The sequence below is a fragment of the Bdellovibrio sp. HCB337 genome, from assembly GCF_047302465.1.
GTDB lineage: Bacteria > Bdellovibrionota > Bdellovibrionia > Bdellovibrionales > Bdellovibrionaceae > JACMRP01.
Map to the genome: position 1 here is coordinate 2,250,073 of NZ_CP178621.1, position 22,533 is coordinate 2,272,605.

The 22,533-nt window shown below is 45.2% G+C and carries 21 protein-coding genes; 9 read left to right on the forward strand and 12 right to left on the reverse strand.

Annotation, left to right across the window (positions count from 1 at the left end; all coding sequences use genetic code 11):
* Position 1: 1 nt before the first annotated feature.
* Together ACLWBB_RS10910 and ACLWBB_RS10915 are read right to left on the reverse strand one after the other, a co-directional pair.
* On the reverse strand, positions 2-805 hold the full coding sequence (locus ACLWBB_RS10910) for an enoyl-CoA hydratase-related protein (protein ID WP_413287540.1): 804 nt from the start codon (positions 803-805) through the stop codon (positions 2-4).
* Positions 806-835: 30 nt separating this feature from the next.
* Positions 836-1,705 (reverse strand): 3-hydroxybutyryl-CoA dehydrogenase, encoded by an 870-nt coding sequence (locus ACLWBB_RS10915; protein WP_413287541.1) that lies wholly within the window; start codon positions 1,703-1,705, stop codon positions 836-838.
* 179 nt (positions 1,706-1,884) lie between these two features.
* On the opposite strand from ACLWBB_RS10915, the gene ACLWBB_RS10920 reads away from it, so the two are divergent.
* The 4 genes from ACLWBB_RS10920 (at position 1,885) to ACLWBB_RS10935 (ending at position 5,426) form a co-directional block, all read left to right on the forward strand.
* Complete coding sequence (locus ACLWBB_RS10920) at positions 1,885-2,766, forward strand: hypothetical protein (protein ID WP_413287542.1); 882 nt, start codon at positions 1,885-1,887, stop codon at positions 2,764-2,766.
* A complete protein-coding gene (locus ACLWBB_RS10925) occupies positions 2,763-3,245 on the forward strand; it encodes an NUDIX domain-containing protein (RefSeq protein ID WP_413287543.1) in 483 nt (160 codons plus the stop codon). The genes ACLWBB_RS10920 and ACLWBB_RS10925 overlap by 4 nt, the downstream gene beginning before the upstream one ends.
* Position 3,246: 1 nt before the next feature.
* Positions 3,247-4,005, forward strand: a complete 759-nt coding sequence (locus ACLWBB_RS10930; RefSeq protein WP_413287544.1) for a CPBP family intramembrane glutamic endopeptidase — start codon at positions 3,247-3,249, stop codon at positions 4,003-4,005.
* Between the two features lie 77 nt (positions 4,006-4,082).
* A complete protein-coding gene (locus tag ACLWBB_RS10935) occupies positions 4,083-5,426 on the forward strand; it encodes a hypothetical protein (protein ID WP_413287545.1) in 1,344 nt (447 codons plus the stop codon).
* A 5-nt stretch (positions 5,427-5,431) separates the two neighbouring features.
* Here ACLWBB_RS10935 and ACLWBB_RS10940 read toward each other — a convergent pair whose 3' ends face one another.
* From ACLWBB_RS10940 to ACLWBB_RS10955, 4 genes are all read right to left on the reverse strand, one after another.
* Entirely contained in the window at positions 5,432-6,004 is a 573-nt protein-coding gene (locus ACLWBB_RS10940) for a DUF6151 family protein (RefSeq protein ID WP_413287546.1), read from the reverse strand.
* An 18-nt stretch (positions 6,005-6,022) separates the two neighbouring features.
* Entirely contained in the window at positions 6,023-6,745 is a 723-nt protein-coding gene (locus tag ACLWBB_RS10945; RefSeq protein WP_413287547.1) for a lysophospholipid acyltransferase family protein, read from the reverse strand.
* A gap of 13 nt (positions 6,746-6,758) precedes the next feature.
* Positions 6,759-7,853, reverse strand: coding sequence for a TIGR04552 family protein (locus tag ACLWBB_RS10950; protein WP_413287548.1), 1,095 nt, complete (start codon positions 7,851-7,853; stop codon positions 6,759-6,761).
* A 97-nt stretch (positions 7,854-7,950) separates the two neighbouring features.
* Entirely contained in the window at positions 7,951-8,619 is a 669-nt protein-coding gene (locus tag ACLWBB_RS10955; RefSeq protein ID WP_413287549.1) for a hypothetical protein, read from the reverse strand.
* Between the two features lie 220 nt (positions 8,620-8,839).
* Here ACLWBB_RS10955 and ACLWBB_RS10960 point away from each other — a divergent pair, with 220 nt between their 5' ends.
* Positions 8,840-9,217 carry a hypothetical protein gene (locus ACLWBB_RS10960; protein WP_413287550.1) on the forward strand — a complete coding sequence of 126 codons (378 nt, stop codon included), beginning with the start codon at positions 8,840-8,842 and terminating at the stop codon, positions 9,215-9,217.
* 33 nt (positions 9,218-9,250) lie between these two features.
* Here ACLWBB_RS10960 and ACLWBB_RS10965 read toward each other — a convergent pair whose 3' ends face one another.
* From ACLWBB_RS10965 to ACLWBB_RS10975, 3 genes are all read right to left on the reverse strand, one after another.
* Positions 9,251-10,474, reverse strand: coding sequence for a glucose-6-phosphate isomerase (locus ACLWBB_RS10965; protein ID WP_413287551.1), 1,224 nt, complete (start codon positions 10,472-10,474; stop codon positions 9,251-9,253).
* A 121-nt stretch (positions 10,475-10,595) separates the two neighbouring features.
* Positions 10,596-12,749, reverse strand: coding sequence for a 3-hydroxyacyl-CoA dehydrogenase NAD-binding domain-containing protein (locus ACLWBB_RS10970; protein WP_413287552.1), 2,154 nt, complete (start codon positions 12,747-12,749; stop codon positions 10,596-10,598).
* Between the two features lie 5 nt (positions 12,750-12,754).
* The gene (locus tag ACLWBB_RS10975) at positions 12,755-14,113 is read right to left on the reverse strand and encodes a thiolase family protein (protein WP_413287553.1); all 1,359 of its coding nucleotides are present in this window, start codon (positions 14,111-14,113) and stop codon (positions 12,755-12,757) included.
* A gap of 253 nt (positions 14,114-14,366) precedes the next feature.
* Between ACLWBB_RS10975 and ACLWBB_RS10980 the strand changes: the two genes are divergently transcribed.
* A complete protein-coding gene (locus ACLWBB_RS10980; protein ID WP_413287554.1) occupies positions 14,367-16,703 on the forward strand; it encodes an NADP-dependent malic enzyme in 2,337 nt (778 codons plus the stop codon).
* Between the two features lie 80 nt (positions 16,704-16,783).
* Here ACLWBB_RS10980 and ACLWBB_RS10985 read toward each other — a convergent pair whose 3' ends face one another.
* Positions 16,784-17,374, reverse strand: a complete 591-nt coding sequence (locus tag ACLWBB_RS10985) for a GNAT family N-acetyltransferase (protein WP_413287555.1) — start codon at positions 17,372-17,374, stop codon at positions 16,784-16,786.
* A gap of 171 nt (positions 17,375-17,545) precedes the next feature.
* Between ACLWBB_RS10985 and hflX the strand changes: the two genes are divergently transcribed.
* From hflX to ACLWBB_RS11000, 3 genes are all read left to right on the forward strand, one after another.
* A complete protein-coding gene (hflX, locus tag ACLWBB_RS10990; protein ID WP_413287556.1) occupies positions 17,546-18,814 on the forward strand; it encodes a GTPase HflX in 1,269 nt (422 codons plus the stop codon).
* Between the two features lie 86 nt (positions 18,815-18,900).
* Positions 18,901-20,151 carry a hypothetical protein gene (locus tag ACLWBB_RS10995; protein ID WP_413287557.1) on the forward strand — a complete coding sequence of 417 codons (1,251 nt, stop codon included), beginning with the start codon at positions 18,901-18,903 and terminating at the stop codon, positions 20,149-20,151.
* Entirely contained in the window at positions 20,136-20,555 is a 420-nt protein-coding gene (locus tag ACLWBB_RS11000; protein WP_413287558.1) for a hypothetical protein, read from the forward strand. The genes ACLWBB_RS10995 and ACLWBB_RS11000 overlap by 16 nt, the downstream gene beginning before the upstream one ends.
* On the opposite strand, the gene ACLWBB_RS11005 is transcribed toward ACLWBB_RS11000, so the two are convergent.
* Positions 20,542-21,213 carry a hypothetical protein gene (locus ACLWBB_RS11005; RefSeq protein WP_413287559.1) on the reverse strand — a complete coding sequence of 224 codons (672 nt, stop codon included), beginning with the start codon at positions 21,211-21,213 and terminating at the stop codon, positions 20,542-20,544. The two genes, ACLWBB_RS11000 and ACLWBB_RS11005, sit on opposite strands and share 14 nt — an antisense overlap.
* Positions 21,206-22,498: an ABC transporter ATP-binding protein gene (locus ACLWBB_RS11010; protein ID WP_413287560.1), complete on the reverse strand. Its 1,293-nt coding sequence runs from the start codon at positions 22,496-22,498 to the stop codon at positions 21,206-21,208. Before ACLWBB_RS11010 ends, ACLWBB_RS11005 begins: the two co-directional genes overlap by 8 nt.
* Between the last annotated feature and the right edge of the window lie 35 nt (positions 22,499-22,533).

Here is a 22,533-nt window from a genome sequence, read left to right on the forward strand (position 1 = left end):
ACTATTGTCCCTTAAATGCAGGTTTACGCTTTTCAATAAAGGCTTTAGTTCCTTCACGAACATCTTCCGTCGCGAAAAGATCGGCAAAATGTCTTGCTTCGGTTCTTTGTGCTTCTTCAACATCAAGTTCGTAAGACTGATTGATGGATTTCTTAGCTGCAGCAACGGCGACTGGGCCACGGCTGAGGATCGTGCTGATGGTCTTCATAACAGTATTCATCAGTTCTGCTTGCGGCACAACCTTGTTTACCAAACCAAGAGCCAACGCCTCTTGCGCGTTCAACATATCGCCTGTGTATGTTAACTCACGCGCTTTACGAATTCCCACCGCGCGCGCCAAGCGCACAGTCCCGCCAAAGCCTGGAATCAAACCAAGGCTGACTTCAGGTAAACCAAATTTAGCGTTTTCAGAAGCGAAAATAAAATCGCAACCAAGTGCCAGTTCAAGACCGCCACCCAACGCAAAACCGTTCACTGCTGCAATGACCGGAATCTTTAAAATATTGAGTTCGTGAAAAATCGATTGGCCACGTTGTGCAAATGCAAATGCCTGATCTTCATTGAGCTCAGATATTTCTTTGATATCTGCACCAGCTACGAAAGCTTTTTCACCACTACCCGTGATGACAAGGGCACGTGCATTTTCAAAATCGATTTCGCCGATCTGACGAAGAGCATCCGCCATATCGTTTAAGACTTGCGCGTTGAGCGCATTCAAAGCCTCAGGACGTTGGATAGTCATTACCCATACGCCATTATCCTTCATTTCAAGGTTGATTGCTTTGTAAGAAAATTGAGAAGCCATTAGTTTAAATCCTTTTCGGCATCAGCCGCTTTATTTTTGTGAGTAATCATAAAAGCCACGGCCCGTTTTGCGGCCGAGCCATCCCGCCTCAACATACTTCACTAGAAGTGGGCATGGACGGTATTTAGAATCACCAAGACCATCATGAAGAACGTTCATGATCGCAAGGCATGTATCAAGACCGATGAAGTCTGCCAAAGTTAAAGGACCCATAGGTTGGTTCGTTCCAAGCTTCATCGCATTGTCGATCGCTTCTACATTCGCGATACCTTCATGAAGAGTGTAAACCGCTTCGTTGATCATCGGCATAAGGATGCGATTCACGATAAAGCCCGGCATGTCTTTCACAGACTCTACGAAAACTTTGTCCATTTTCTCAGACAACGCTTTCACAGTTTTGAAAGTTTCATCCGAAGTTTGCAAACCTTTGATACCTTCAACAAGTTTCATCAAAGGAACTGGATTCATGAAGTGCATACCAGCTACTTGCGTTGGACGCTTTGTGACTGCCGCGATTTTCGTGATAGAGATTGAAGAAGTATTTGAAGCCAAGATCGCAGTTGGTTTTGCAACTTCATCTAGTTGCTTGAAGATTTTAAGTTTCAAATCGATATTTTCAGTCGCAGCTTCAACAACGACATCGCAATCTTTAAGCGCTGTCATTTCTTGAGAAGTTTTGATTCTGCCAAGAAGCTCTGCCTTTTGACCTTCAGTCATAGTTGCTTTTTTGATCAAACGATCACAAGAACCAGAAATCGTTGCGATCCCTTTTTCAAGAGCCGGTCCAGAGACATCCACCATCACCACTTGATAACCAAATTGAGCCGCCACTTGAGCAATTCCATTTCCCATTTGACCAGCACCAACTACACCGATGGAACGAACGTCTTGAATATTCATACTCTCTCCTTGCTTTCAGCAATATTGCGCAAAGCGTAAAATAATAGATCTAGAACCCGATATCTATAGCTGGCGCTCTCGATTTGGTCAAAAACTCCCCTCACTTCGGGGGCCGGTGTTGCGGTGCGCTTCCGTTGAAACAATTGATTTAAATCCCAAGGCATGGTGCCTATTCGGGCATGACGGTCTTTCCGACGGAAAAAACGCTTAAAAAATGGATTTCTTTAGTCCCAACAGACGGAGATTTGGTCTTTTTCAAAGATCTGAAGCAGGCCGAAGAATTTGTGTCCCTAGACGTTCCCTTGTTCACCCGCTTTGAAGCCTGGGATCAAGGAGCCGATCTTTTGGGCCTGAACCAACGCAGTTGGTATGGGTACAGCATGGGAAAAGCCGCGGCTTGCACGAAGTTTCCATCAGGTTTGATCGAGTCCCTCGATGCAAAAACTCAGCTAAAAATCTTCCGCTATCAACAAAAAATCAAAGTTCCGACGATTTTAGAGATCACTCCGGAATTAGAGAAATTGGATTTTTTAAAGTTTGCGGATCGTCTTTGGATTACAACTCACAAATGGAATAAAGCGCCTACTTCGACGAAACTAAAAATCCTGAACGCTTACTACCAGCAAAATCCAAGAATTGAAAAATACAAAAGCTTACAGCCCCACTCTCAAGAAGCGCAAAAAATTCTTAAGCAGTATCAGCTTCAGAAACTTTTGGGAACTTTTGCTGAAAGATCTGGGCCTAACTGCTTGGCTTTGGTGGCTCGCGCGATTTCCAAACAAAACGACCAGGTCGCTGCCACGTGGCTTCATTGGCCTCCATTAAGACGCTTCTTAGAGCTTCAAGGTTTTGCCGAGATGAGAGATACCAAACCACAAAGCGGTGACGTCCTGGTATTCATGCGTGACGGGACCGGAGTGCATGCCTGCATTACCCTAGACTCGCGACATATTATTGAAAAACCAGGGCAAGATTTTTACGAGCCCTACATCGTTAACACTCTAAAAAAATCTCGCACTTCGTGGAAAAATGCGACCCTGCATATCTGGAGAAAGAAATGAGCACGAAACCCTTGCTCCCCGAAGCTGAATATCTTGCAACCCTTCCGAAAAAACGTATGGGCGTTGGAGTTGTTTTCACCTCTGGAAACAAAGTTCTAGTGTTAAAACCGACTTATAAAGATCACTGGCTTCTTCCAGGCGGTGTCATCGATGAGAACGAATCCCCGCGCGAGGCCGCAATTCGCGAAGTGAAAGAGGAACTGGGCCTTGATGTCGTGATCGAAAAGCTTATTGTGATGGATTACCTGCATCCAGCAGGCACTCGCACTGAATGCATCCAATTTTTCTTTCAAGGTCCAGAGCTAAAGCCTGCAGAAGTTGCGGCCATCCAGTTGCAATCTGAAGAAATCACTGAATACGAATTCGTAGAGTTCCCGGAAGCTCTCAAACGCCTTGGCGGACATGCCTCACAACGTTTGAAGATCGCAATTAGTAAGAACTTCGAAATGACCTATTTGGAAAACGGTCAGGAAATTTAAGATGCTCGCACAAATCATTAGCAGCGTAGGAATCTTTGTTTTTTCGTATTTGTTTTTTGTAATTTCTGAAAGACCGTGGGCTTTTGCGCTGATGCTCGCCTTAACTATTGCGAGTTTTTTACTAAACGCTTTTAAAAACCAAAGAGCCTTCCTCGTTGCTGTTTTTTCATCGCATCTGACACTCTATCTTCTTAGATTTATTCCTTATGGCCGATACTGGCCTCACGATTTTTTCATTGTCTGCGCCGTGACGTTTTTAGCTCTGAAATATATTTTAAAAACTCCTTTCACAAAACCTCGCTGGAGCTGGAAATTCACGAAGCCTGAGCTAATCTCGGTCGCAATTATCACCCTGCCCAGTATTCTAATTTTGCTTTGGTATTACAGTAATCACCGTGAGGTCGCTGATAAATTCCCTCTCCCTGCAATGCCTGCGTGGGTGTTGCCTTTTGCGATTGTCGGTGTCGCTGCCGTCAATGGTCTTCGTGAAGAGCTCCTATATCGTATTCTGTATCTTTCGACCGAAAAAGCGGGCTCTAAGAACTGGTTTCTTCTTTTCAATCAAGCAGTCCTCTTTGGATTTTTGCATTTCGCAGGCGGTTTTCCCCAAGGCTGGCTAGGGGTTCTTCTTACCGGCACCTGGGGTCTAGCTATTGGAATTCAGTTTGTGCTCTTCAGATCAGCGACTTTGTCGTGGCTGACGCACTCTCTGGCAGACGCGATCATGTTTTCCGTGATTGTGATGAACAGAACCGTCTAACCAGACCAAGATAGAGCCTTTGATAAATCCACTTCTGGTCTTGGAGACACCCCCAAGTCCTGAGAGAATAAAACCTCATGCGAGTGGGGATTTTCACAGTCATTTTAATCGTTTCCGAACTTTGTTTTGCCCAAAACAATTCCGCTGTTTCGTTCTATCGCTCACAACAAAGTCTTTTCCCTTCTGGCCAAGTTAAGCGCGATGACCTTGAAAAGAAAATTCTTCGTCGTGACTACGAGCCCTGGTTCCGCGTTTCGTGGAATAAAAAAGATTACGAAATCCCCGGCGACACCGTCGTCACTGATTTGCAGCTTACAAAAAATCTGATCGCCAGAGAAACTCTAGAACTATTTAAAGGCCCCGAAGAAGGCTCTGGCCGTGTTGGTCGCATCGTTGCAAAAACGAACTTGCAAGTACTGCAAACAAAAAGCTACTGGGCTGAAATTTACGAGCCAAAACTGAAACTCAAAGGCTGGGCACCTCTGCATTTGTTAGAAGCTCCTTTTGAAGATACAGGCGTCTTTGTCACACTCATCGATACCTTCCTGCGAAAAACTCCGCAAAGCTCTTCAGAAATCGTGACCACCATTCCCCGTATGGTGCGCGTGACTTCGCTAGGATTTGAAAAGGCTTATTTAAAAGTTCAATACCAAGGCCACATTGGATACTTGGATCTTACTAATCTTGCTGGCCGTGGTGATTTTGCAATGTGGGCTTTTCACAAACACAAAGGCTGGCTTGGAATTTCTCATCGTGAAAATGCTTACTTGATGACCGTGAATTCTTTGAAGCTTCCTCTCGAAGACTTCTTAGCATTTAATCCCTACACGGATCGCGGCGTGGTTTCTCAGAAACTGAATGAGGACGGCCCATCGATTCGCTCGCGTGTGACAATCGCTAACAACCGCGCTCATCGCTGGGCACTCAGTCACCTTGAAGGTCACGGCCCTGTTTGGTGGCGCATGGATGAACCACAAGCAATGAAGACCGTTGCAAGCGAAACTCTACTCTCCAATGAGCAGCTTCTAAAACGCGAAGTCGTTTCTGTTGCTTTTTCTTCTAAAGGTACAAAAGGTATCGCATCTGCAAACGGCATTTTCCGCACTGAAGATGGCAAGGTTTGGAAAGAAATCCCGCAGTTTGCAGGACAGAATTATCCGGTCGCAATTCATCCGGATGGCGCTTGGTTTGTTGGCAATTACCGCAGCTTTGACGATGGTAAAACTTTTGAAACTTACATCAAATGGGACAAGCTTGCTCAGAAAATTCAAATGGGTATGAGTCTTCCTCCCCGTCACTTGCGTATTTCAAATATCGAACCGCTTTCACACTCTCGCATTCGCATTCATGTCGATACGGGCGTGCAAAAAGTCAAAATGCAGGCCCATATCCTTAGCAACGAGTGGTCTCTCGTTAAATAGATATTCTAAAATTTAGGAGGCGAAACCAACACCTCTACGGGCGCAATCGGCTTATTGGAAGCGTCGAAGAATGGGTTCGGGCGCTTCCATCGCTTTAGATACATTCTTAATATTTGACCAAGAATTACAAAGAACCAAGAGGAAGGCGTCCCCTTGTGTGTTCCTTCTGGCAAAGGTGGAATCCCGCTTTCCCCGTTGACCCGCAAACGAATGGGACCGAGGGTCTCGCGATTCAAATCACCCAGTCTCGCGGCCACTAGTCCTATATATCCTGCCTGCGAAGGTAAAGAGTTTGCGATTGGTGAACGGCAACAACCTGCATACCAACGAAAGAGGCCGGTCTTTTCAGACAGCTTCACGCCGCGAACATGCTCGAAGCCTTTTGTAATTTGAAGCAGTTTAGGAAACACAGGTACAACCTCGGTGCCCCCATTTGCATCAAGAATGGATTCTGGGTTCCCCAAAAAATGAGCATAAGCCTGACAGTCTTTGCACATGCAAATGAATCGAAGCCCCTGAAGCTCGGTCTCTTGCTGTATGACTCCGCTGACATTTCCGCATCGACATTTAAATTGCATGTGTATTAAAGCCTCATTTTACTGATTGAAGTAAGGTTCCATTTCTTTGCGAACCTTTTCCTGAAGGACCGGACGATCCTTGATGTCGTAGCTCAATGTATCCACTGGCGGGAGAACATCGATCGTGATCTCGCGAGTCCAAACGTCACTGTTTGGAACCCAATGGCCTTTTGGCAAAATCGCTGCAGCTCCACGAATCACAACAGGCACCACGGGTGCCTTGGCATTGATTGCAAATACGAAGGGCCCCGCTTTAAAGGCGCCTAACTTCTCTTCCTCTTGGCGAGTCCCTTCGGGGGCCAGCGCAAACTTCTCACCGCGCTCAATGCGGGCCTGAGCGGCCTCATAGACTTTAAAAACTTCATCGCGCTTATGTCTTGCGATAGGCAAAGCACCTAGACGTCTCATCGCAAAACCAAAAACTGGAATTTTAAAAAGCTCGATCTTGGCGCCAAAACGAAAACCGTTTAAAGCCCCTTGCATCGCAAAGACATCAAAGAAGCTCGTATGATTAAAAACGTAAACGCAGCCACCCTTAGGCACGTTTTCAAAGCCATTCACTTTTACTTTTACACCGAACATCCAGCAGGAAATCCTTGCCCACTGTTGAACGAGATAATCATCCCATTTCTTATTGTTGAAAATAAAGTTCACGACCAAAACCGTGATAGAAGATAAAACCAAAACTACTGGATACAACACAGTCATCACAATACTACGGAGGGAGGCCACCAACTTCATACCAACTTTCCAACTACTCCGAAAACAAACGTTTTCGAGCAGCTATTCTTTGCCGTTCTTTATAGGCCTCATGTTCAGAAGGACCCGATAAAATGGCCTGATGTGCGGACTGATCCATGATCTGTACTTCAAACGGATAGAAGAAGCTAAAAGGTTCTTTCCCCGGCTGAGTTTGAACATGAATCAGCTTACGAGTAATAAACTTAATAAATCGATAATCTTCGCCAGAGAAGAAGTTCTCTTTCCGGAAAAGTTGAGCACCTTCTCCGGTGGCTCTCAGACGATCATCAAAAATCTGCCGAAGTTCATCATCGGAATAAGTTTTCCCTGTCGTCATCAACTCTTTACAAGTCGAAACAAAAAGTTCGACGGGATAAAGATTATTCGAGGATTGATCCGGCATAATGTGCGGAAAGCTCATGATATTTTCTTCGACCAAGAAGCGAATCACCTGAAATGAGTCAAACAACGACTTCGTCACAAAGCGCACGCCCAGCTTATCAAAGATCTTCATCGCCAAGGCATCTGGCTTCGCCAAAAGCTTAATCACGGTGCTGGAGGATGTTTTAAACGGCTTTACTTCAAAACCCAAAAGCTCGACGGGCTCGCGCCCTTCTTCCAATTGGCTCTTCAGATAAGCTTTGTGAGTTGTTCCATCGTGGTAGATCGCTTTTTGGAACGGAGTCAGAATTTGACTTTGAATCTCTTCACTGAAGCTCGAGAACAAGTCATTCTCGGCATGAACATAAACGTGCATGCAACGAAGAATCGCACACGACCAGCGCTGTAAGCGACGCTCGGACTCTTCCTTAGAACTTGCCAGCAACAACAGACGACGGATGTCACCGAGGTTCTTTCGCTCACGCAAAAGCTCAGGCACTTCTGTGATATCAAACCCCAGCTTCTCGACGATCAACACCAAAGCGCGACGGTGATAGTACCAAATTTTTTCTTGATCATGAGAATTGCTGAAATCAAAGCCGTAGCTTTCGATAAATGACGTGGCCTGTTCCAAAGATTTGATATTCAATCTTGGACTATCAATGGCCGAGCGCCCACCCGCAACGGAATTCAACATATCTAAATCGAACTTAAACTTCTGAGGCATCACTGTGATTAATCACCACTGGGGGGACTTGTTGCAAGCAAAAACGCAGGGCTTCCGATGGCTTAGAAAGATATGAAATGCTTAAAGCAGCAGCAATTTATTGAATCCAAGCGCAGGTTGGGATTGAGAATGCGCCCAGAACGCCAGCAGCCGGTGTAGAACCGTTATAGCTTTTGAAGTTCTGATAGCTAATACTGCCAGTGACTGTAGCACCATTCACAGTACCTGTGATTGTGATATCGCCATCAGAGTCCTTGAACTGAACCGTAAACTGTTTTGTAGCAAGATTCATAGTTCCTGCAGTCGCTGCAAAGAAATTGATGGGATATGGCTGAATCGTTTTACCTGAAGAATCAGTTTGTCCTACGAACGAGTCATAGATCAAAAGCTTCATATTCGTTTGATCCAAAATAACATTGCCATTTGTGTCGTAACGAAGACGTCCTTCAAGGGTAATACCGCTTTGTGAAGTGTTGTTTTGACTGCCATTGATAGTTCCGAAAAACTGAGGGTCCACCGTCGCAGAAAGCAAACCCTTTGCTCTTTGTTCGAAAGTGTAACCGCTACCAGAAGCATTGCTTTCAAAAACGCGACCGATACTTTGTTGAGACGTTGAGCAATTAGGAGCATTGCCAGAACCACCGACGATACCGCCATTGTTCACACCACGACCGCTCAGGTTGTTTTCAGAGGCTTTTTTGGAACAAGCTACCAAACTAGATGCCGTAACCACGATCATCATAAGTTTTAAGAATTTGCTTGTCATACAACACCTCAACAGAGTTTTTAGACACAACTAGAGTATATTCAAGCCTTGTACCACTGAGCCTCGAACCTATTGGTTTTAAGGGGTCTCAGAATGAGAATCCCCTCTGAAGGGACAATTCTTGGAACCATCTGTCTAAAGGGATTTCACTCTGAAAATGGATGAAAACGTCACGGATTTACGCCTTGATTTCCCTCTCAACTGGGGTATGTTTTGCGCCATGAAAACACTTATTACTTCTTTGATTTTACTCTCGTCAATGCAGGCATTTTCAGCGTCTTTGGACACTCGTATTTGCACGGCAGTTTCTAAAACCCACAACTTCACTTTGCGTGAAACTCCGGAAGGAGTTGAAGGCGTTTTTGAAGACAACTCTGCAGTGAGTTGGGGGCAAGTTCGCAAGTACAAACTGAGCGGCAAACTGGTGAACAAACTTGTTCTTGAAAAACTGACGTTGAATGCAGCCCTTGCGGATCGTTATCTGATCAACGAGATGGTGGTTTCCATGCTGAGAGCTCGCCCAGAGTTCGACGGCGAAGCCGACATTCACCACGTCATCGCGGGCGAATACACGCACGACAAGCTGCTCTGCCAATAGAGCCCCGATTAAAACGATTCGTAACTGCGGAAACTAGTTTTGTAGCTTCTTTTTCGCGAGGACCTTGCCAAGCTCAACACCTGGCTGATCAAACGCATTGATCGCCAATGCTTCACCAAGACCAGCCACGACGAGTTCCCACAACATGAACTGATAACCAAGGCTCTCAGCATTGAGAGCCTCATAAGTTAACGTTAATGTTGAAACGCCATTGTGATTCAAAGCCTCTTGCGTAGATTGAGCTTCAACCCCTAACAGAGCGCCCATCGTACGTCCTTCAAGACTTTTAGTTTCTGGAAACTGAGCTTGCATGACTTTCTTTGAGCCACCCTCGGAGTCCCCGAAGCGTTGAAAAAGAACAAACTTGTCTTTCGCCCCTTCCATCACTTGCTGCAAAATGGAATGTTGATCGGAAACACCTACAGCACAAAGCGGAGTACTCACGCGCGGAGCAGGACTGCCGTCACGCTTTACGGCTTTACCTAACGACTCAGCCCACAGCTGTTGAAACCACAAACCAAAATTTTTCATGCGCGAATTGTAAGACCAAAGAAGACTGATCCACTCGCCACGCTCAAAACTTTGCATGAACTGAGCCATCAATTCCACAACCAGGGCTTCGTCTTTTACAGCCCTCACAGCCCCCGTACGAATTTCTTCGAGCGAGACGCCCAAGAAGGCTGCTGGCACCATTCCCACTGGGGAAAGAACCGAGAAACGCCCACCCACATCGAGTGGAATTTCACATTCTAGAACTTTATTTGCACGGGCCCACTTTGTCAGAGAACTTTCTTTGGTTTCCGAAATCACTAACGAGTAGTCGCTAAGCTTCAGCGATTTTTCTTTATAAACTTGCTCAAGAATTTCTAATGCACACAAAGACTCGATCGTCGTTCCGCTTTTTGAAACAAACGCCCAGCAAACCTCTTTCAAATCGCCAAGCTCTTTAACGAGTGCTTCAAACTCCATCGCATCAACATTATCGATGAAAAATAAATTGCGCGCGAAGAAGGTTTCCTGAATTACGCGCGTACCAAGAGAACTTCCACCAAGACCGACGATCACCATCTTTTTAAACTTACTTCCGAGCTGATCTCCGGCTTCACGAGATTGCAACCACAACGCTTTACGCTCTGGCAATTTTGAAAAACCGATTTCAGATCGCTGCAAAAATTTACGATAAGAATCGCGACAGTGTTTAAGAATATTTTCGTTTGTCTTGTGTGAAGCTTGGATGATTTTCATAAGCCAAAACATATCCAAACATAAATACAGAGTCTATAGAGTTTTCGTAAAGCGGGGATTTTAGAATAAAAAAAGGGAGATCTTTCGACCTCCCTCTTCCCGAAGTAAACAACAAGATTCATCCGAGCACAAATTAAGTATAAAACTTTTTATTCGCTTTCGCCAAGTCCTTTAGTGGATTCGCAGGTCGGAGTCTAGCGGCATTTCTTTGCACCGCGTACTCAGCCATTTGGGTCTCGATGTAAGTCAAACCCACGCTGTCCGCGTATTTTAACAAGCCGCCGCGGAATGGAGGAAAGCCTGTGCCCATGATCATAGCCAAATCCACCTCATGAGGTGTTTCGACAATCTTATCTTCGATAAGAGCACGAGAACACTCATTCACCATGGCAAAGACACCACGCTCAATGCACTCTTTTGTGCTTAATGGACTGGTCGGAGCCTTAAGACCCAATGCAGAATAAATGGTCTCATCAACCCCTAGGCGTTTGCCTTCTGAGTCGTAACTATAGAAGCCCTTGCCGTTCTTTTTACCAAGTCGACCGCTCTTCTCAAGAGCCTCCATGCAAGGAGCCATTTCAACACGGTCCCCGAAGGCTTTCTTGAAGATTTTCAAAACCTTAATACAAACGTCGAGTCCCACTTCATCCATCAATGCAAATGGACCCATCGGCATACCGAATTCTTTCACATAAGCCGTATCGACGGTTTTGATTTCCATGCCCTCTTGCAAAAGGAAGGCTGCTTCAGCCATATACGGAAGAAGCAAACGGTTCACCAAGAATCCAGGTCCATCTTTAACTACGACTGGCATCTTGCCCATTTTCTTAGACAATTCGAAAATGGTTGCAACAGTTTCATCGCTGGATTTTTCACCACGGATAACTTCGATAAGTGGCATCTTGTTCACCGGATTGAAGAAGTGCATCCCCGCAAAATACTCTGGGCGCGGATGACCTTTTGCCATCTCAGTCACACTCAAAGAGCTCGTGTTTGTCGCAATGATTGCATCTGGGCGCATTTTACTTGCACACTCTGCGATCACTTTTTGTTTGATTCCCATGTCTTCAACAATTGCTTCAACAACAACGTCCAAAGTACCGAAACCAGAATAGTCTGTCGTCGCAGTTACCTTGTCCATCTTCTGACGGAATTGATATTTATCGATAGATTTACGCTTCAAAAGCTTCATCCAAAGATCGCTGGCATGCTTAAGACCCTTACCCAAAGCATCCGCATTCAAATCTTTCATGCGCACTTCGATGCCCTTGTCAGCAGCCACATAGGCAATACCGCCACCCATGGTTCCCGCACCCAAAACACCCAAAGACTTTACATCGCGCGCTTTCACGTCTTTCCCAGGAACACCCGAAGATTTTTTCACCATCTCGGTCAGATAGAAGACATGGATCAAGTTTTTGCTAATATCGGTCACTGCCAATTCGCAGAAACCTTCGCGCTCGATTCTTAAAGCATCACTTCTGTCGCTCCAGCCATAAGACTTTTGAATCACTTCCAAAGCCTTCAAAGGAGCTGGATAGTGACCGCTCGTCGCTTTCAAAACACCTTCTTTGGCTTTTTTGAAAACAATCCCACGACCCACAAAGCTTTCTAGAACTTTATTTACCGCCCCTTTAGGGTGGTATTTCTTTTCAGCTTTGCCTTTTCCCTTAGCAATGATCTCTTTCGCCCATTTAGTCGCCTCATCCATCAAAATCGCTGGATGAACAACGCGATCAACAAGCCCTGCTTTCATCGCTTTTTTAGCATTCACAGATTTACCAGCAAGAATGATATCCAAAGACGCCTGAAGACCCATCAATTTTGGCATACGAACACAGCCACCAAAGCCTGGCAGAATACCCAATTGAATTTCTGGAAGACCGATCTTTGTTGAAGAGTCTTCTGTTGCCATTCTGTAGTCACAAGCCAAGATGAACTCGCAACCACCGCCCATGCAGGCGCCATTAACCGCTGCAATTGTTGGCATTGGCAAATCTTCGACCATATTCATGATCTCTTGCCCTGCCTTCACAGCTGCTTCCACTTGTTCACGAGTCGTGAGGTTTTTAATTTCCTCGATATCAGCACCCGCGATATAGATTTTATTTTTCTTAGAAACAAAGATCACAGCCTTATAAGAAGACTTCGAAAGCTCTGTGATCACATCTTTCATACGCATCATGACTGGCGTAGAGAACTTATTAACTTTTTCTCCGACAAGATCCAACTCAACAACGGCAATTTCGCCCTGAGGAACGATTCTGATACTGTCTTGCATACTCATAGATGTTATCCTTCTCTCTCAAGAATCATGGCACCGCCTTGACCGCCGCCAATACACAATGTCGCCAAACCAAACTGAACATTCTTGCGCTTCATTTCTTTCATCAACGTCAGAACGATACGAGTGCCCGTCGCGCCCACTGGATGCCCAAGAGCGATCGCACCACCGTTTACGTTCAAATTGTTCATATTGATCTCGCCCACTTTCTGAGAAAGTCCCAGCTTTTCTTGAGCGAATTTGTCAGAATCCATAGCTTTCACACAGGCCAAAACTTGTGCCGCAAAAGCTTCATTCAATTCAACAAGTCCGATATCTTTTAGAGACAATTTTGCACGCTTTAGCGCCAATGGAGTTGCATACGCAGGACCAAGTCCCATGCGCTCAGGCTCAAGACCCGCAAAACCGTAAGAAAGAATTCTTGCAACCGGCTTGTAACCCAAAGCCTCTGCTTTTTCACGAGACATCAAAAGCACCATCGCCGCCCCATCTGTGATTGGGCACGAGTTTCCAGCTGTGATTGTTCCCGTTTGCTTGTCAAAGAAAGGCTTCAACTTTGCCAAAGCTTCCATCGTTTGATTGTCACGAGGACCATTATCTTCTGAAAGAACTTCTTTGTACTCCGGAGCGATGTAAGTCGATACGATCTCTTCGCGAAGTTTATCTTTGTTACCAGAAGCTAACTGGTGAGAACGCAATGCGAACTCATCTTGTGTTTGGCGACTGAGGCCCCACTCTTTTGCCAAGATCTCGGCAGTTTGTCCCATGTTAATACCGACAAATGGATCCGTCAGACCCTGCATAACAGAGATCACAGGGAAGTATTCATCACGCATATTGCCCTGAAGAAGAGCTTTGATTTGCTTCACATCGGCTTTGAAGAGCTTCCACAAAAGTGGCAACGCCTGTTTCGGCCCTTTCGCTGCAAAAAGTTTATCAAAGATGCCTTGGATTTTTGATGGCAACAACGTCGGCATCTGGGACATGTTTTCAACACCCCCAGCAACGATCACATCCATCGTGCCTGATTTAATTTTTTCGTAACCGTTAGAGATACTTTCCAATGCAGAAGCACAGTTTCTGTGAACTGTGTATGCTGATGTCTTCATCGGAATGCCCGCATTCAAGGCAACAACGCGCGAAATATTCACAGCATCCACCGGGTTTCCGGTGTTCCCGATGATAACCTCATCGACGATATTTACATCGAGATTCGCTCTTGCGATCAACTCTTTCAGAGCAACTTTTCCAAGCTCCCCAGGGTGAATGGTTTTAAGTTTTGTTCCGGCTTTTGCAAAAGGGGTTCTAACGCCTTCGACAATCACCACGTCTCGTGGATTTTTGGGGCTACTTGCAGCAATACTCATTGTCACCTTCCTTGTGTGTCCCGAGTCTCGATATGTTTAATTAAGTATTTAAAATCTTACAGATTTTTACGCCCCCCTCCAAGCTCTTTTAAACACTGGAAATACGAATTTTCCTCATCGCAGCATTCGGTTTTTGAATCTGCGCATTCATTGACCCTCCCTACAGACCTTTGTACATTGTTGTATTCTTTTACGAGTAGAGTTTTTGCACAAATATTGCGCATAAATGGTCTACATTTGAGGAGTTTTGTAGATGAAAGAGAAGACGACCGAGAAAGCATCTGAGCTTCAGCTGAGTGCTTTTGACCAAGAAGCCCTGGACTATCACTCTAAAGGCAAGCCTGGAAAAATCGAAATCACTTCAAGCAAACCATGCAGCACAGAAAAGGCCCTCTCGTTGGCCTACTCACCAGGCGTAGCGGTTCCGTGTAAGGTCATCGCAAAAGATCCCGCAAAGGTTTATGACTACACTAGCAAAGGAAACTTGGTCGCCGTTATTTCGAACGGAACGGCTGTATTGGGTCTTGGAAATATCGGACCTCTTGCTTCTAAGCCTGTGATGGAAGGAAAAGGGATTCTCTTTAAACAATTCGCTGGTATCGATGTTTTCGATATCGAGCTTAAAACCAACTCAACTCCTGAATTGATTGCTGCCATCAAGGCTCTTGAGCCTACCTTCGGCGGTATCAACCTTGAAGACATCAAAGCACCTGAGTGCTTCGAAGTCGAAGAGACTCTTAAAAAAGAGATGAACATTCCCGTTTTCCACGATGACCAACATGGAACTGCCATCGTGTCTGGGGCGGCCCTTTTAAATGCCTGCCATATCACGAAAAGAAAATTGGAAGACATTCGTTTAGTTGTTAACGGTGCCGGCGCTTCGGCCATCGCTTGCTCGAATATTTTCATTTCTTTGGGTGTTCGCCGTGAAAATCTGATTATGTGCGATACTCAAGGGGTTATTTACAAAGGCCGCAAAGACGGCATGAATAAATACAAAGAAGCTTTTGCGGTCACGACCGAAGCTCGCAACTTGATGGAAGCCCTTCGCGGTGCCGACGTGTTTGTTGGCTTGTCAGCCGCGGGCGCATTGACTCCTGAAATGTTGAAAGAAATGGCGAAGGATCCAATCATCTTTGCGATGGCAAATCCAGATCCTGAAATCGAGCCCGCTAAAGCAAAAGCGATTCGCAATGATGCTATCGTAGCAACAGGTCGCTCGGACTTCCCGAACCAAGTAAATAACGTTCTTGGTTTCCCAAGCATTTTCCGTGGTGCCTTAGATACTCGCTCAACTCAAATCAACGAAGAGATGAAACTTGCCGCTGTGCATGCACTAGCGATGCTAGCGCGTGAAGAGGTTCCTGATCGCGTTTCTGATTCTTACGGTGGCCAAAGCTTTAAGTTTGGTCGCGAGTATTTGATTCCAAAACCTTTCGATCCGCGTGTTCTTTTGAAAGTGGCTCCGGCCGTTGCAAAAGCTGCGATGGATTCGGGTGTTGCAACAAAACAAATCACCGACTGGAATGCTTACCGCGATCGTTTGGAAGCTATTCAGGGTCCTTCGAAGGTCTTCATTCGCTCGGCGATGCACAAAGTTCATCGCAATATCGCAGCAAATGGCGGTCAACTTCCGAAGATTGTTTTCCCAGAAGGTTCCAGCACGAAGATCCTAAAAGCTCTTCGCACTTTGGTCGAAGAAGGCATTTGCCAACCAATTCTTTTGGGTTATCCAGAACGCATCCACGAAAAAATGGAAAAGATGGATTTACTGGGCGCTTTGAAGCACATTCAAATCATCCACCCGTCAAACCATCCAAAATACAAAGCTTACTCTCAAGAGCTTTACGACCGTCGTGCTCGTAAAGGCGTAAACTATCGTGAAGCTGAGCGTTTGATGGCGGACCCTAACTATTTCGCGTCGATGATGGTGCAAACTGGAGATGCGGATGGGATGGTTACTGGAGCTTCGCAAAACTATGGAGACTCTGTACGCCCTATTCTTCACACGATTGGTGTTTCTAAAGAGTCCGTGCCTGCCGGCTTGAATTTAGTTCTTCTTGAAGACAAGTTCCTTTTGATGGCCGACACGACTGTGAACATCAACCCAAGCGCTGAACAGTGTGCGATCATTGCATTGCAAGCGGCTCGTATCGCTGAGTACTTTGGTGTTGCACCACGTGTGGCAATGCTTAGCTACTCGAACTTCTCAGGTGCTGATGGCACGCCTGCAAAAATGAAGAAAGCAGCGGAATTGGTACGCGCTTATCGCCCAGACATTCCAGTGGATGGCGACATGCAAGCGGACACGGCTGTGAATCCAGATATCGTTCAAAGAATCTTCCCGTTCTGCAATTTGAAAGAGGGCGCGAATATTTTGATCTTCCCAAATCTTGAGAGCAGCAACATCTGCTACAAGCTTTTGCAACAAATCGGCAAAGTGGAAGTCATTGGTCCATTCTTGATGGGTGTTCGTAGGTCTGCAAACGTTCTGCAAAGAACGACCACTGTGGACGCGATTATCAACTCTGTGGTCCTTACCACACTTGAAGCACAGTTCATCAAAGACGCTCTCAAAAACAGAAAGTAATTATTCACAAAAGATCATTAAATCTTGAGTTAACAAGGGCCGCCCTTAAAAGCGGCCCTTTTATTTTTTGAGACCGCTTACTACTTTTGCAGAAGTTTTCCAAAAACCATGGTGTCGCGATAGCGTCCGTCTTCGATACAATCTTGAACCAGAGTTCCCTCTAGACGAAAACCATTCTTAAGCGCCAAGCGCACAGATCGGACGTTGTCAGAATTGCAGCGAATTTCCATTTTGTTGAATTTTAAACGACTGAGTTCTTTTTCCACTAAATTCAGCGATTCGCTGACAAAACCAAAACCTTCGAACTTTTTCTGAATCCAATATCCAAGTTCGGCTTTATGATCTCCATGATTGATCGAGTGAATATGAACAGCTCCGATCACGGGGCTGTCACTCATCCCGATGAGATACACGACTTCCTTCCCCGGAAGTTCAGAATCGACTTCGTTCATGTAGTCTTGGATTTGAGTTTTATTTTCCACCCAGGGCCAGATCTGGGGGCGGAGTTCCCGATCTACTAAGATGCTTTCCCAGAGAGAATCGGTTAATAAAGAACTCGCTCGAGTTAAATAAACTCGGGGGCCCCGAAGGCTTTTTTCAAAAGGTTTGACCTCAAGCGATTTCAGCATATCCCGAAAATCTGCCACTATCTCCCCGCCGTTGTCGAACATAATTTGAGAGGCAGAATGCCTCTTTTCGGGGCGCTCGTCGCGTTTTCAGGGGCATCTGCAAAAGAGGATAACTACCACCTATTTTTTGTTTGCGCTCCAAATCCTGTGTGCTAAAATTAGACACAGAGATAGAGCTTCCGCTGTATGGAGGCCCACAGGAGATACAGAGATTTGACTCAAACCCAAGTCCATATCAAAGCCAGTGATCGTGCTATTGTCGTCGGTGTAGGCCTTAAAACCGAACCTCTTTCTGAAATTAAAGAAAATCTATTAGAACTTGAAGAACTCGTGAGTGCCGCGGGCGGAGAGATCGTTGGATCTGTGATCCAAACTCTTCCAGCATGGAATCCGGCAACTCTGATCGGGACCGGAAAAGTGGATGAAATCCGCGAGATGGTTCAAGAGTCTAAAGCGAATTTGGTGGTGATTGACCATCAACTTTCGGGCGTTCAGAGCAGAAACTTAGCACAGTCTATCGGCGCTCGTGTGATCGATCGCAATCAGTTGATTTTGGACATTTTCGCTCAGCGTGCTCAAACCTTTGAAGGAAAACTTCAAGTGGAACTTGCACAGCTTTTGGATCAAATGCCTCGCATGGTCGGTGCATGGATGGAATCTCTGTCACGTCAAGGTGGCGGTATCGGGACCCGTGGTCCTGGTGAAACGGCTCTTGAAAGTGATCGCCGTCGTATTCGTGAGAAAGTCGCGTTGATTCGTAAAAAACTGGAATCTGTCAGTAAGAACCGTGCTCAACATAGAAGCTCGCGCAAACGTCACGAAATTCCAAGCTTTGCGCTTATTGGTTATACCAACTCTGGAAAGAGCTCTTTGCTAAATCGTCTGACTGGTTCTCAAGTCATGGCGAAGAACCAGGTATTCGCAACCTTGGATCCGACAACTCGTAAGATCTTTTTGCCGGAAGGACCGCCTGCGGTTGTGACCGACACGGTGGGATTTATTCGCAAACTTCCCCCGCAATTGATCGAAGCCTTTAAAGCAACGCTTGAAGAAAGTGCCGAAGCCGATGTGCTTTTGCATGTGATCGACTTGTCATCACCAAATATGCTTCGTCAAATCGAAGTTGTTGAAAACCTGATCCAGGAATTCAACTGGCAGGATAAGAAAATCATCCATGTCTTCAATAAGTGCGATGCTGCTCCGATTGAAAGACAATTCCAAGTAAAACTTTATCCACGAGTTTTTGTGAGTGCTCTGACCGGCCAAGGCATGGAGCAGTTAAAAAAGCTAATGGTTGAAAGCGTGCAAGAGATGCAAACAGAAGTGCAATTATACTTCCCACGCTCTCAGGAGTTTAAGATTTACGACCTGGACCGCGAAACAAAAATCCAGCGCAAAGAGACCGCGACTGAAGGAACTGTGTGCTACACGCAGCTAACTCCAGCCCTCATGACTCGCTGGAAAGACTTCATAGTGAAATAACTAGAGACGGCCATTCGCCCAGTCTAGTATTGTCCCGAATTGTACATTCATTCCACATTTCGACCGATAGTTAGCCCATGAGTTTCATGGGCTTATTTTTACTTATTTTTACTTTTATTAGTCCGCAGGTTCATGCGAAACCCGCTGCTGGAAATTCAGATCAAAACGCCGCTAACAATATCTGCATCAACAACACCTCTGCCAAGAATGACAAACTCCTAGAGTCTTTTAGAGACAATAACGATCCACTGAAACTGGCTTTTTTGGATTCTCGTCGAGCTGCCAATGTCCCGGCCTGCGACCTTACTCTCAACGAAAAAGATCTCGGCTTTATGGGCAACCTCAGCCGAATGATCACTTCGACTCTTTTCCCAGAAGTTGAGTTTCCTCTGCAAGACACGAAAGCCGATCTGTTAGAGCTTTCTAAAAAGGTCGAATCCAAATCACCTCAAATTTCTCGTGAATGCATCGAAGCCTCGATGAAACGAGCACCCGGCAATGATGGATATTCTTGTCGCTACCCCACTGTAAGAGAGGCCCAACACGGCTTCGATCCTAACAAGCAGAGCATTGCAAACAAGTATGGCAAAGCTGGCGGGAACACTCTTCAGTGTGTGAATAATGAAATGGTCGATTACATGCATTTTGCGGTTAATAACGCGATCGATTGCATGTCCCCGGGCCGCCCTATTGATAGCCGCGCCATCTTTCAAAAACTTAATAATGAGACCGGATTTAACCCAAGCATCGCCTACCCAGGTGGTATTGGTATAGGACAAATAACGACGTCAGCAATTCGAGAACTCACGACCGACGCTGGCAAAGGACAACATATTTTTGAAGACATTGTCAGTAGTAAAAAAGAATCTTGTCAGTCCTTTAAAAGTATTGCGAAGAAAGATCTTCAGTCTTACCCGCCCGTTCGCAATAGATGCTCTTACAATAGTATGGGCGATGGGCTTGCAAGAAGTTTGATGTACGCCATTGGCTATTACATCACCATGCGAGACGACTATCTTATTCCCGCACTCGATACTCGCTCTTCGAAAATGGTTTCTAATGACGAACTTGTTAGCAAGCTTGCTGCCATAGCGTATGGTGGCGAAGGTATCAAGCATGCTAAATGGTTGGTACAAAAATACCGCGTGAATGAAAGAACAGACACTAAAGCTTTCATCAAAACCCTTCACAATGAAAGCACCTACCTAAAACAAACCGCAGGAAAAATGCGCGAAACGCTTTGCCTTCAAAAAGGCGTTGATCCTTCCAGCACCGAATGTAGGCATCTTCAATTTACGCCGGAAGAACTTGGAGCCGACACATGCGTCTCTCAATAATCATTACATTTCTTATTCCTGCATTCGCTATGGCGGCACCCAAGGATTACAAAACCTTCATGGAGCTTTCGCTAAAATCCCGCTCTGAAATTGCAAAGGAAAAAATCTTCGAAAAGAAATCACTGAAGTTAAAAGACCTCGAGAAAGACTTCAAAAGTGCGATGAGCGAATATGAAAAATCCAACCCTACAGAGGGCGACACCGCCGAAGAAAAAGTTACAAAATTCTTCTTTAGCATGGAACCTGTTTTTAAACTGGCCTCTGGTAAAAAACCAAGCAGCAAAGATTGCGAAAAAACTCGCCAACAGATTGACTTAGAAGACCGTGGAAGCCGTGGCGAAAATGCCCCGCTTACGCCAGATGCCGAAGAAGCTCTGGCATGGGTACAACTCATTTGTAATTAAGAAGACATTCTTGGCGAAGCTGCGAGCCTTGGACTCCCATCACGCCCGCAAGCTGAACCTCTAGCTCCAAAATAATTTCTGCCACTTTATCTATAGACTCTCTAAGCTGACTTTCAAAATGAGTGCTATCTAAATTCTCTTGAACATACCACTTACGAAGTTCAAAGATCCACAAATAGACGTAGTAGGCTTGAATCGCATGTGAAAATCCCCACTGGGTTTCACGCCAGGAAACCTGGATCTGCGCCTTTGAATCCATCCAAGGAGCAATCAGCAAAGACCGACGAAAGATCTTCTCGCCCCGGTGGTGCAGACACTCATGAACCATATTTTCAAAGGCACAATAGAAATTTAAAGAAGTGGACACCAGATTTGGGGGCACATACGCAAAAACTCCTAAAGTCAGAAAAACTTTCCCTGGCACTTCGGGATAAGCGGCAGAAGCAAAGAGCTCGGCTTCTGGCGTTGCAGCTTCCAACCAAACTAACTCTTTGAGTTCTTCGCGAAAAAGAGTTTTTAAAACCGCCAAACGGTTCGGCAAGCGATGGACAAGAGACATTGCTTTTTCAAGATGAGCAGTCCAAAGAGGTTTTGGTTGAACTGCGCGAAATCCATGGATACCAAGGCTTTCTAAAAACTCTGGTTGAATATTAGCCATGGCGAATCTCGTAGACTTGGTTAGCTTGAGAGAGTTTTTCAACAACCTGACTTAAAAGCTCACGGTTTGCAGTATCAAGATTTGCATCCCACTCATCCAGAAGTACGACTTGTTGTTGAAGACCAGCCTCTTCGAGCTCTTTAAGTACTGCCATAGCACGCTGCCCGCTAGACATTTCCTCTGAGATGTTTTCGAAATAAAGATCCATATTCGCTGGAACATAGACGGCTTTTTCGCCAAGCTCTTCTTTTTTAAGCTTTAACCAGCTCGACTTACCCGCCCCATTAGGGCCTTTAATTAAAGTACGCTGATTTTCAGTTTTAAGAACGATAGCATCCATTTTAATTCTAGATTGAAGGTCTTGTTTTTCTGGAGCCTCAAGACTTTGCATAAAGCCCATCACGAGGGATTTTACAGATTGATATTGTAACCCCAAGGTACCGATAACTTCAATATGTTGAACGATTTGAATTTGACGATGCAAAGTTGCAATCATCGGAACCAAAAGAATCGGGTTTTGTAATTTATCGACAATCAAATACACCAAAAGACCCAGGATTGGAGCCATCGTCGCAAAGCTAGTTAAAACCTGTACAACTTCCATTTTCACACGAGTTTTTAAAGCGATATCTGAAAGCTCGCCAAAACGAGTTTCTTCATGTTTGTTATATTGATTCAAATTCAACTTATTTCCCACCAAAAGCGTGGACCACATTTTATTCAAAACACTCGAATGAGCGACACGCGCTGTTTGCGCATCACCACTCCAGCGACCAAGCTTTTGAGAGACCAAAGCCGCAATCACACCATAAATTAAGAAACTCACGATATAGGCGCCAAAAAATGATGAATCTAAGGTCGCGCCAATGACAAGAATATTTAGAAAGACATTAAGACCGGTGGTCAGAAGATCCGTCCAGTAGAAGGTCACCTGATCAATCACATGAAAAGCTTCTCTTTGCATAAAGCCAAACTTTTCGTCCTCAGCCGTTGCGTTGCCAGCTAAGTCAATACGGCCTTTAAAGGCTTGTTTAAAACGAGCAACATATTTACGTTGCAATGAAAGAACCCACTTTTCGCCGCAGTACTTCTGCAATGACAGTGGAATATAGACTAATACTAAGCAGGCTAAAAATCCGAAAAGCTGCCATAAAAACTCACTGGCATTGTTTTGGGAAGATGTGAGTTGAATCAAAAAATATGTAGAGCATGCCACCATCCCCTGCTGAAGAAGCGTGACTGCAAAGACCGATAAAAATTCTTTTTTGTTAATAAAAAACTTCATAAAATTCTCCCAAAAAACTAAGATCATCAAAAACA

Bases quoted from the DNA above. Each gene is read 5' to 3' on its own strand.
- ACLWBB_RS10925 (WP_413287543.1), top strand. From the start codon at position 2,763: ATGAGCACGAAACCCTTGCTCCCCGAAGCTGAATATCTTGCAACCCTT.
- ACLWBB_RS10930 (WP_413287544.1), top strand. From the start codon at position 3,247: ATGCTCGCACAAATCATTAGCAGCGTAGGAATCTTTGTTTTTTCGTAT.
- ACLWBB_RS10915 (WP_413287541.1), bottom strand. From the start codon at position 1,705: ATGAATATTCAAGACGTTCGTTCCATCGGTGTAGTTGGTGCTGGTCAA.
- ACLWBB_RS10940 (WP_413287546.1), bottom strand. From the start codon at position 6,004: ATGCAATTTAAATGTCGATGCGGAAATGTCAGCGGAGTCATACAGCAA.
- ACLWBB_RS10945 (WP_413287547.1), bottom strand. From the start codon at position 6,745: ATGAAGTTGGTGGCCTCCCTCCGTAGTATTGTGATGACTGTGTTGTAT.
- ACLWBB_RS11010 (WP_413287560.1), bottom strand. From the start codon at position 22,498: ATGAAGTTTTTTATTAACAAAAAAGAATTTTTATCGGTCTTTGCAGTC.
- ACLWBB_RS10995 (WP_413287557.1), top strand. From the start codon at position 18,901: ATGGGCTTATTTTTACTTATTTTTACTTTTATTAGTCCGCAGGTTCAT.
- ACLWBB_RS10950 (WP_413287548.1), bottom strand. From the start codon at position 7,853: ATGCCTCAGAAGTTTAAGTTCGATTTAGATATGTTGAATTCCGTTGCG.
- ACLWBB_RS10920 (WP_413287542.1), top strand. From the start codon at position 1,885: ATGACGGTCTTTCCGACGGAAAAAACGCTTAAAAAATGGATTTCTTTA.
- ACLWBB_RS10980 (WP_413287554.1), top strand. From the start codon at position 14,367: ATGAAAGAGAAGACGACCGAGAAAGCATCTGAGCTTCAGCTGAGTGCT.
- ACLWBB_RS10985 (WP_413287555.1), bottom strand. From the start codon at position 17,374: ATGTTCGACAACGGCGGGGAGATAGTGGCAGATTTTCGGGATATGCTG.
- ACLWBB_RS10975 (WP_413287553.1), bottom strand. From the start codon at position 14,113: ATGAGTATTGCTGCAAGTAGCCCCAAAAATCCACGAGACGTGGTGATT.
- ACLWBB_RS11005 (WP_413287559.1), bottom strand. From the start codon at position 21,213: ATGGCTAATATTCAACCAGAGTTTTTAGAAAGCCTTGGTATCCATGGA.
- ACLWBB_RS10960 (WP_413287550.1), top strand. From the start codon at position 8,840: ATGAAAACACTTATTACTTCTTTGATTTTACTCTCGTCAATGCAGGCA.
- ACLWBB_RS10965 (WP_413287551.1), bottom strand. From the start codon at position 10,474: ATGTTTTGGCTTATGAAAATCATCCAAGCTTCACACAAGACAAACGAA.
- ACLWBB_RS10910 (WP_413287540.1), bottom strand. From the start codon at position 805: ATGGCTTCTCAATTTTCTTACAAAGCAATCAACCTTGAAATGAAGGAT.
- ACLWBB_RS10970 (WP_413287552.1), bottom strand. From the start codon at position 12,749: ATGAGTATGCAAGACAGTATCAGAATCGTTCCTCAGGGCGAAATTGCC.
- ACLWBB_RS10955 (WP_413287549.1), bottom strand. From the start codon at position 8,619: ATGACAAGCAAATTCTTAAAACTTATGATGATCGTGGTTACGGCATCT.
- ACLWBB_RS10935 (WP_413287545.1), top strand. From the start codon at position 4,083: ATGCGAGTGGGGATTTTCACAGTCATTTTAATCGTTTCCGAACTTTGT.
- ACLWBB_RS11000 (WP_413287558.1), top strand. From the start codon at position 20,136: ATGCGTCTCTCAATAATCATTACATTTCTTATTCCTGCATTCGCTATG.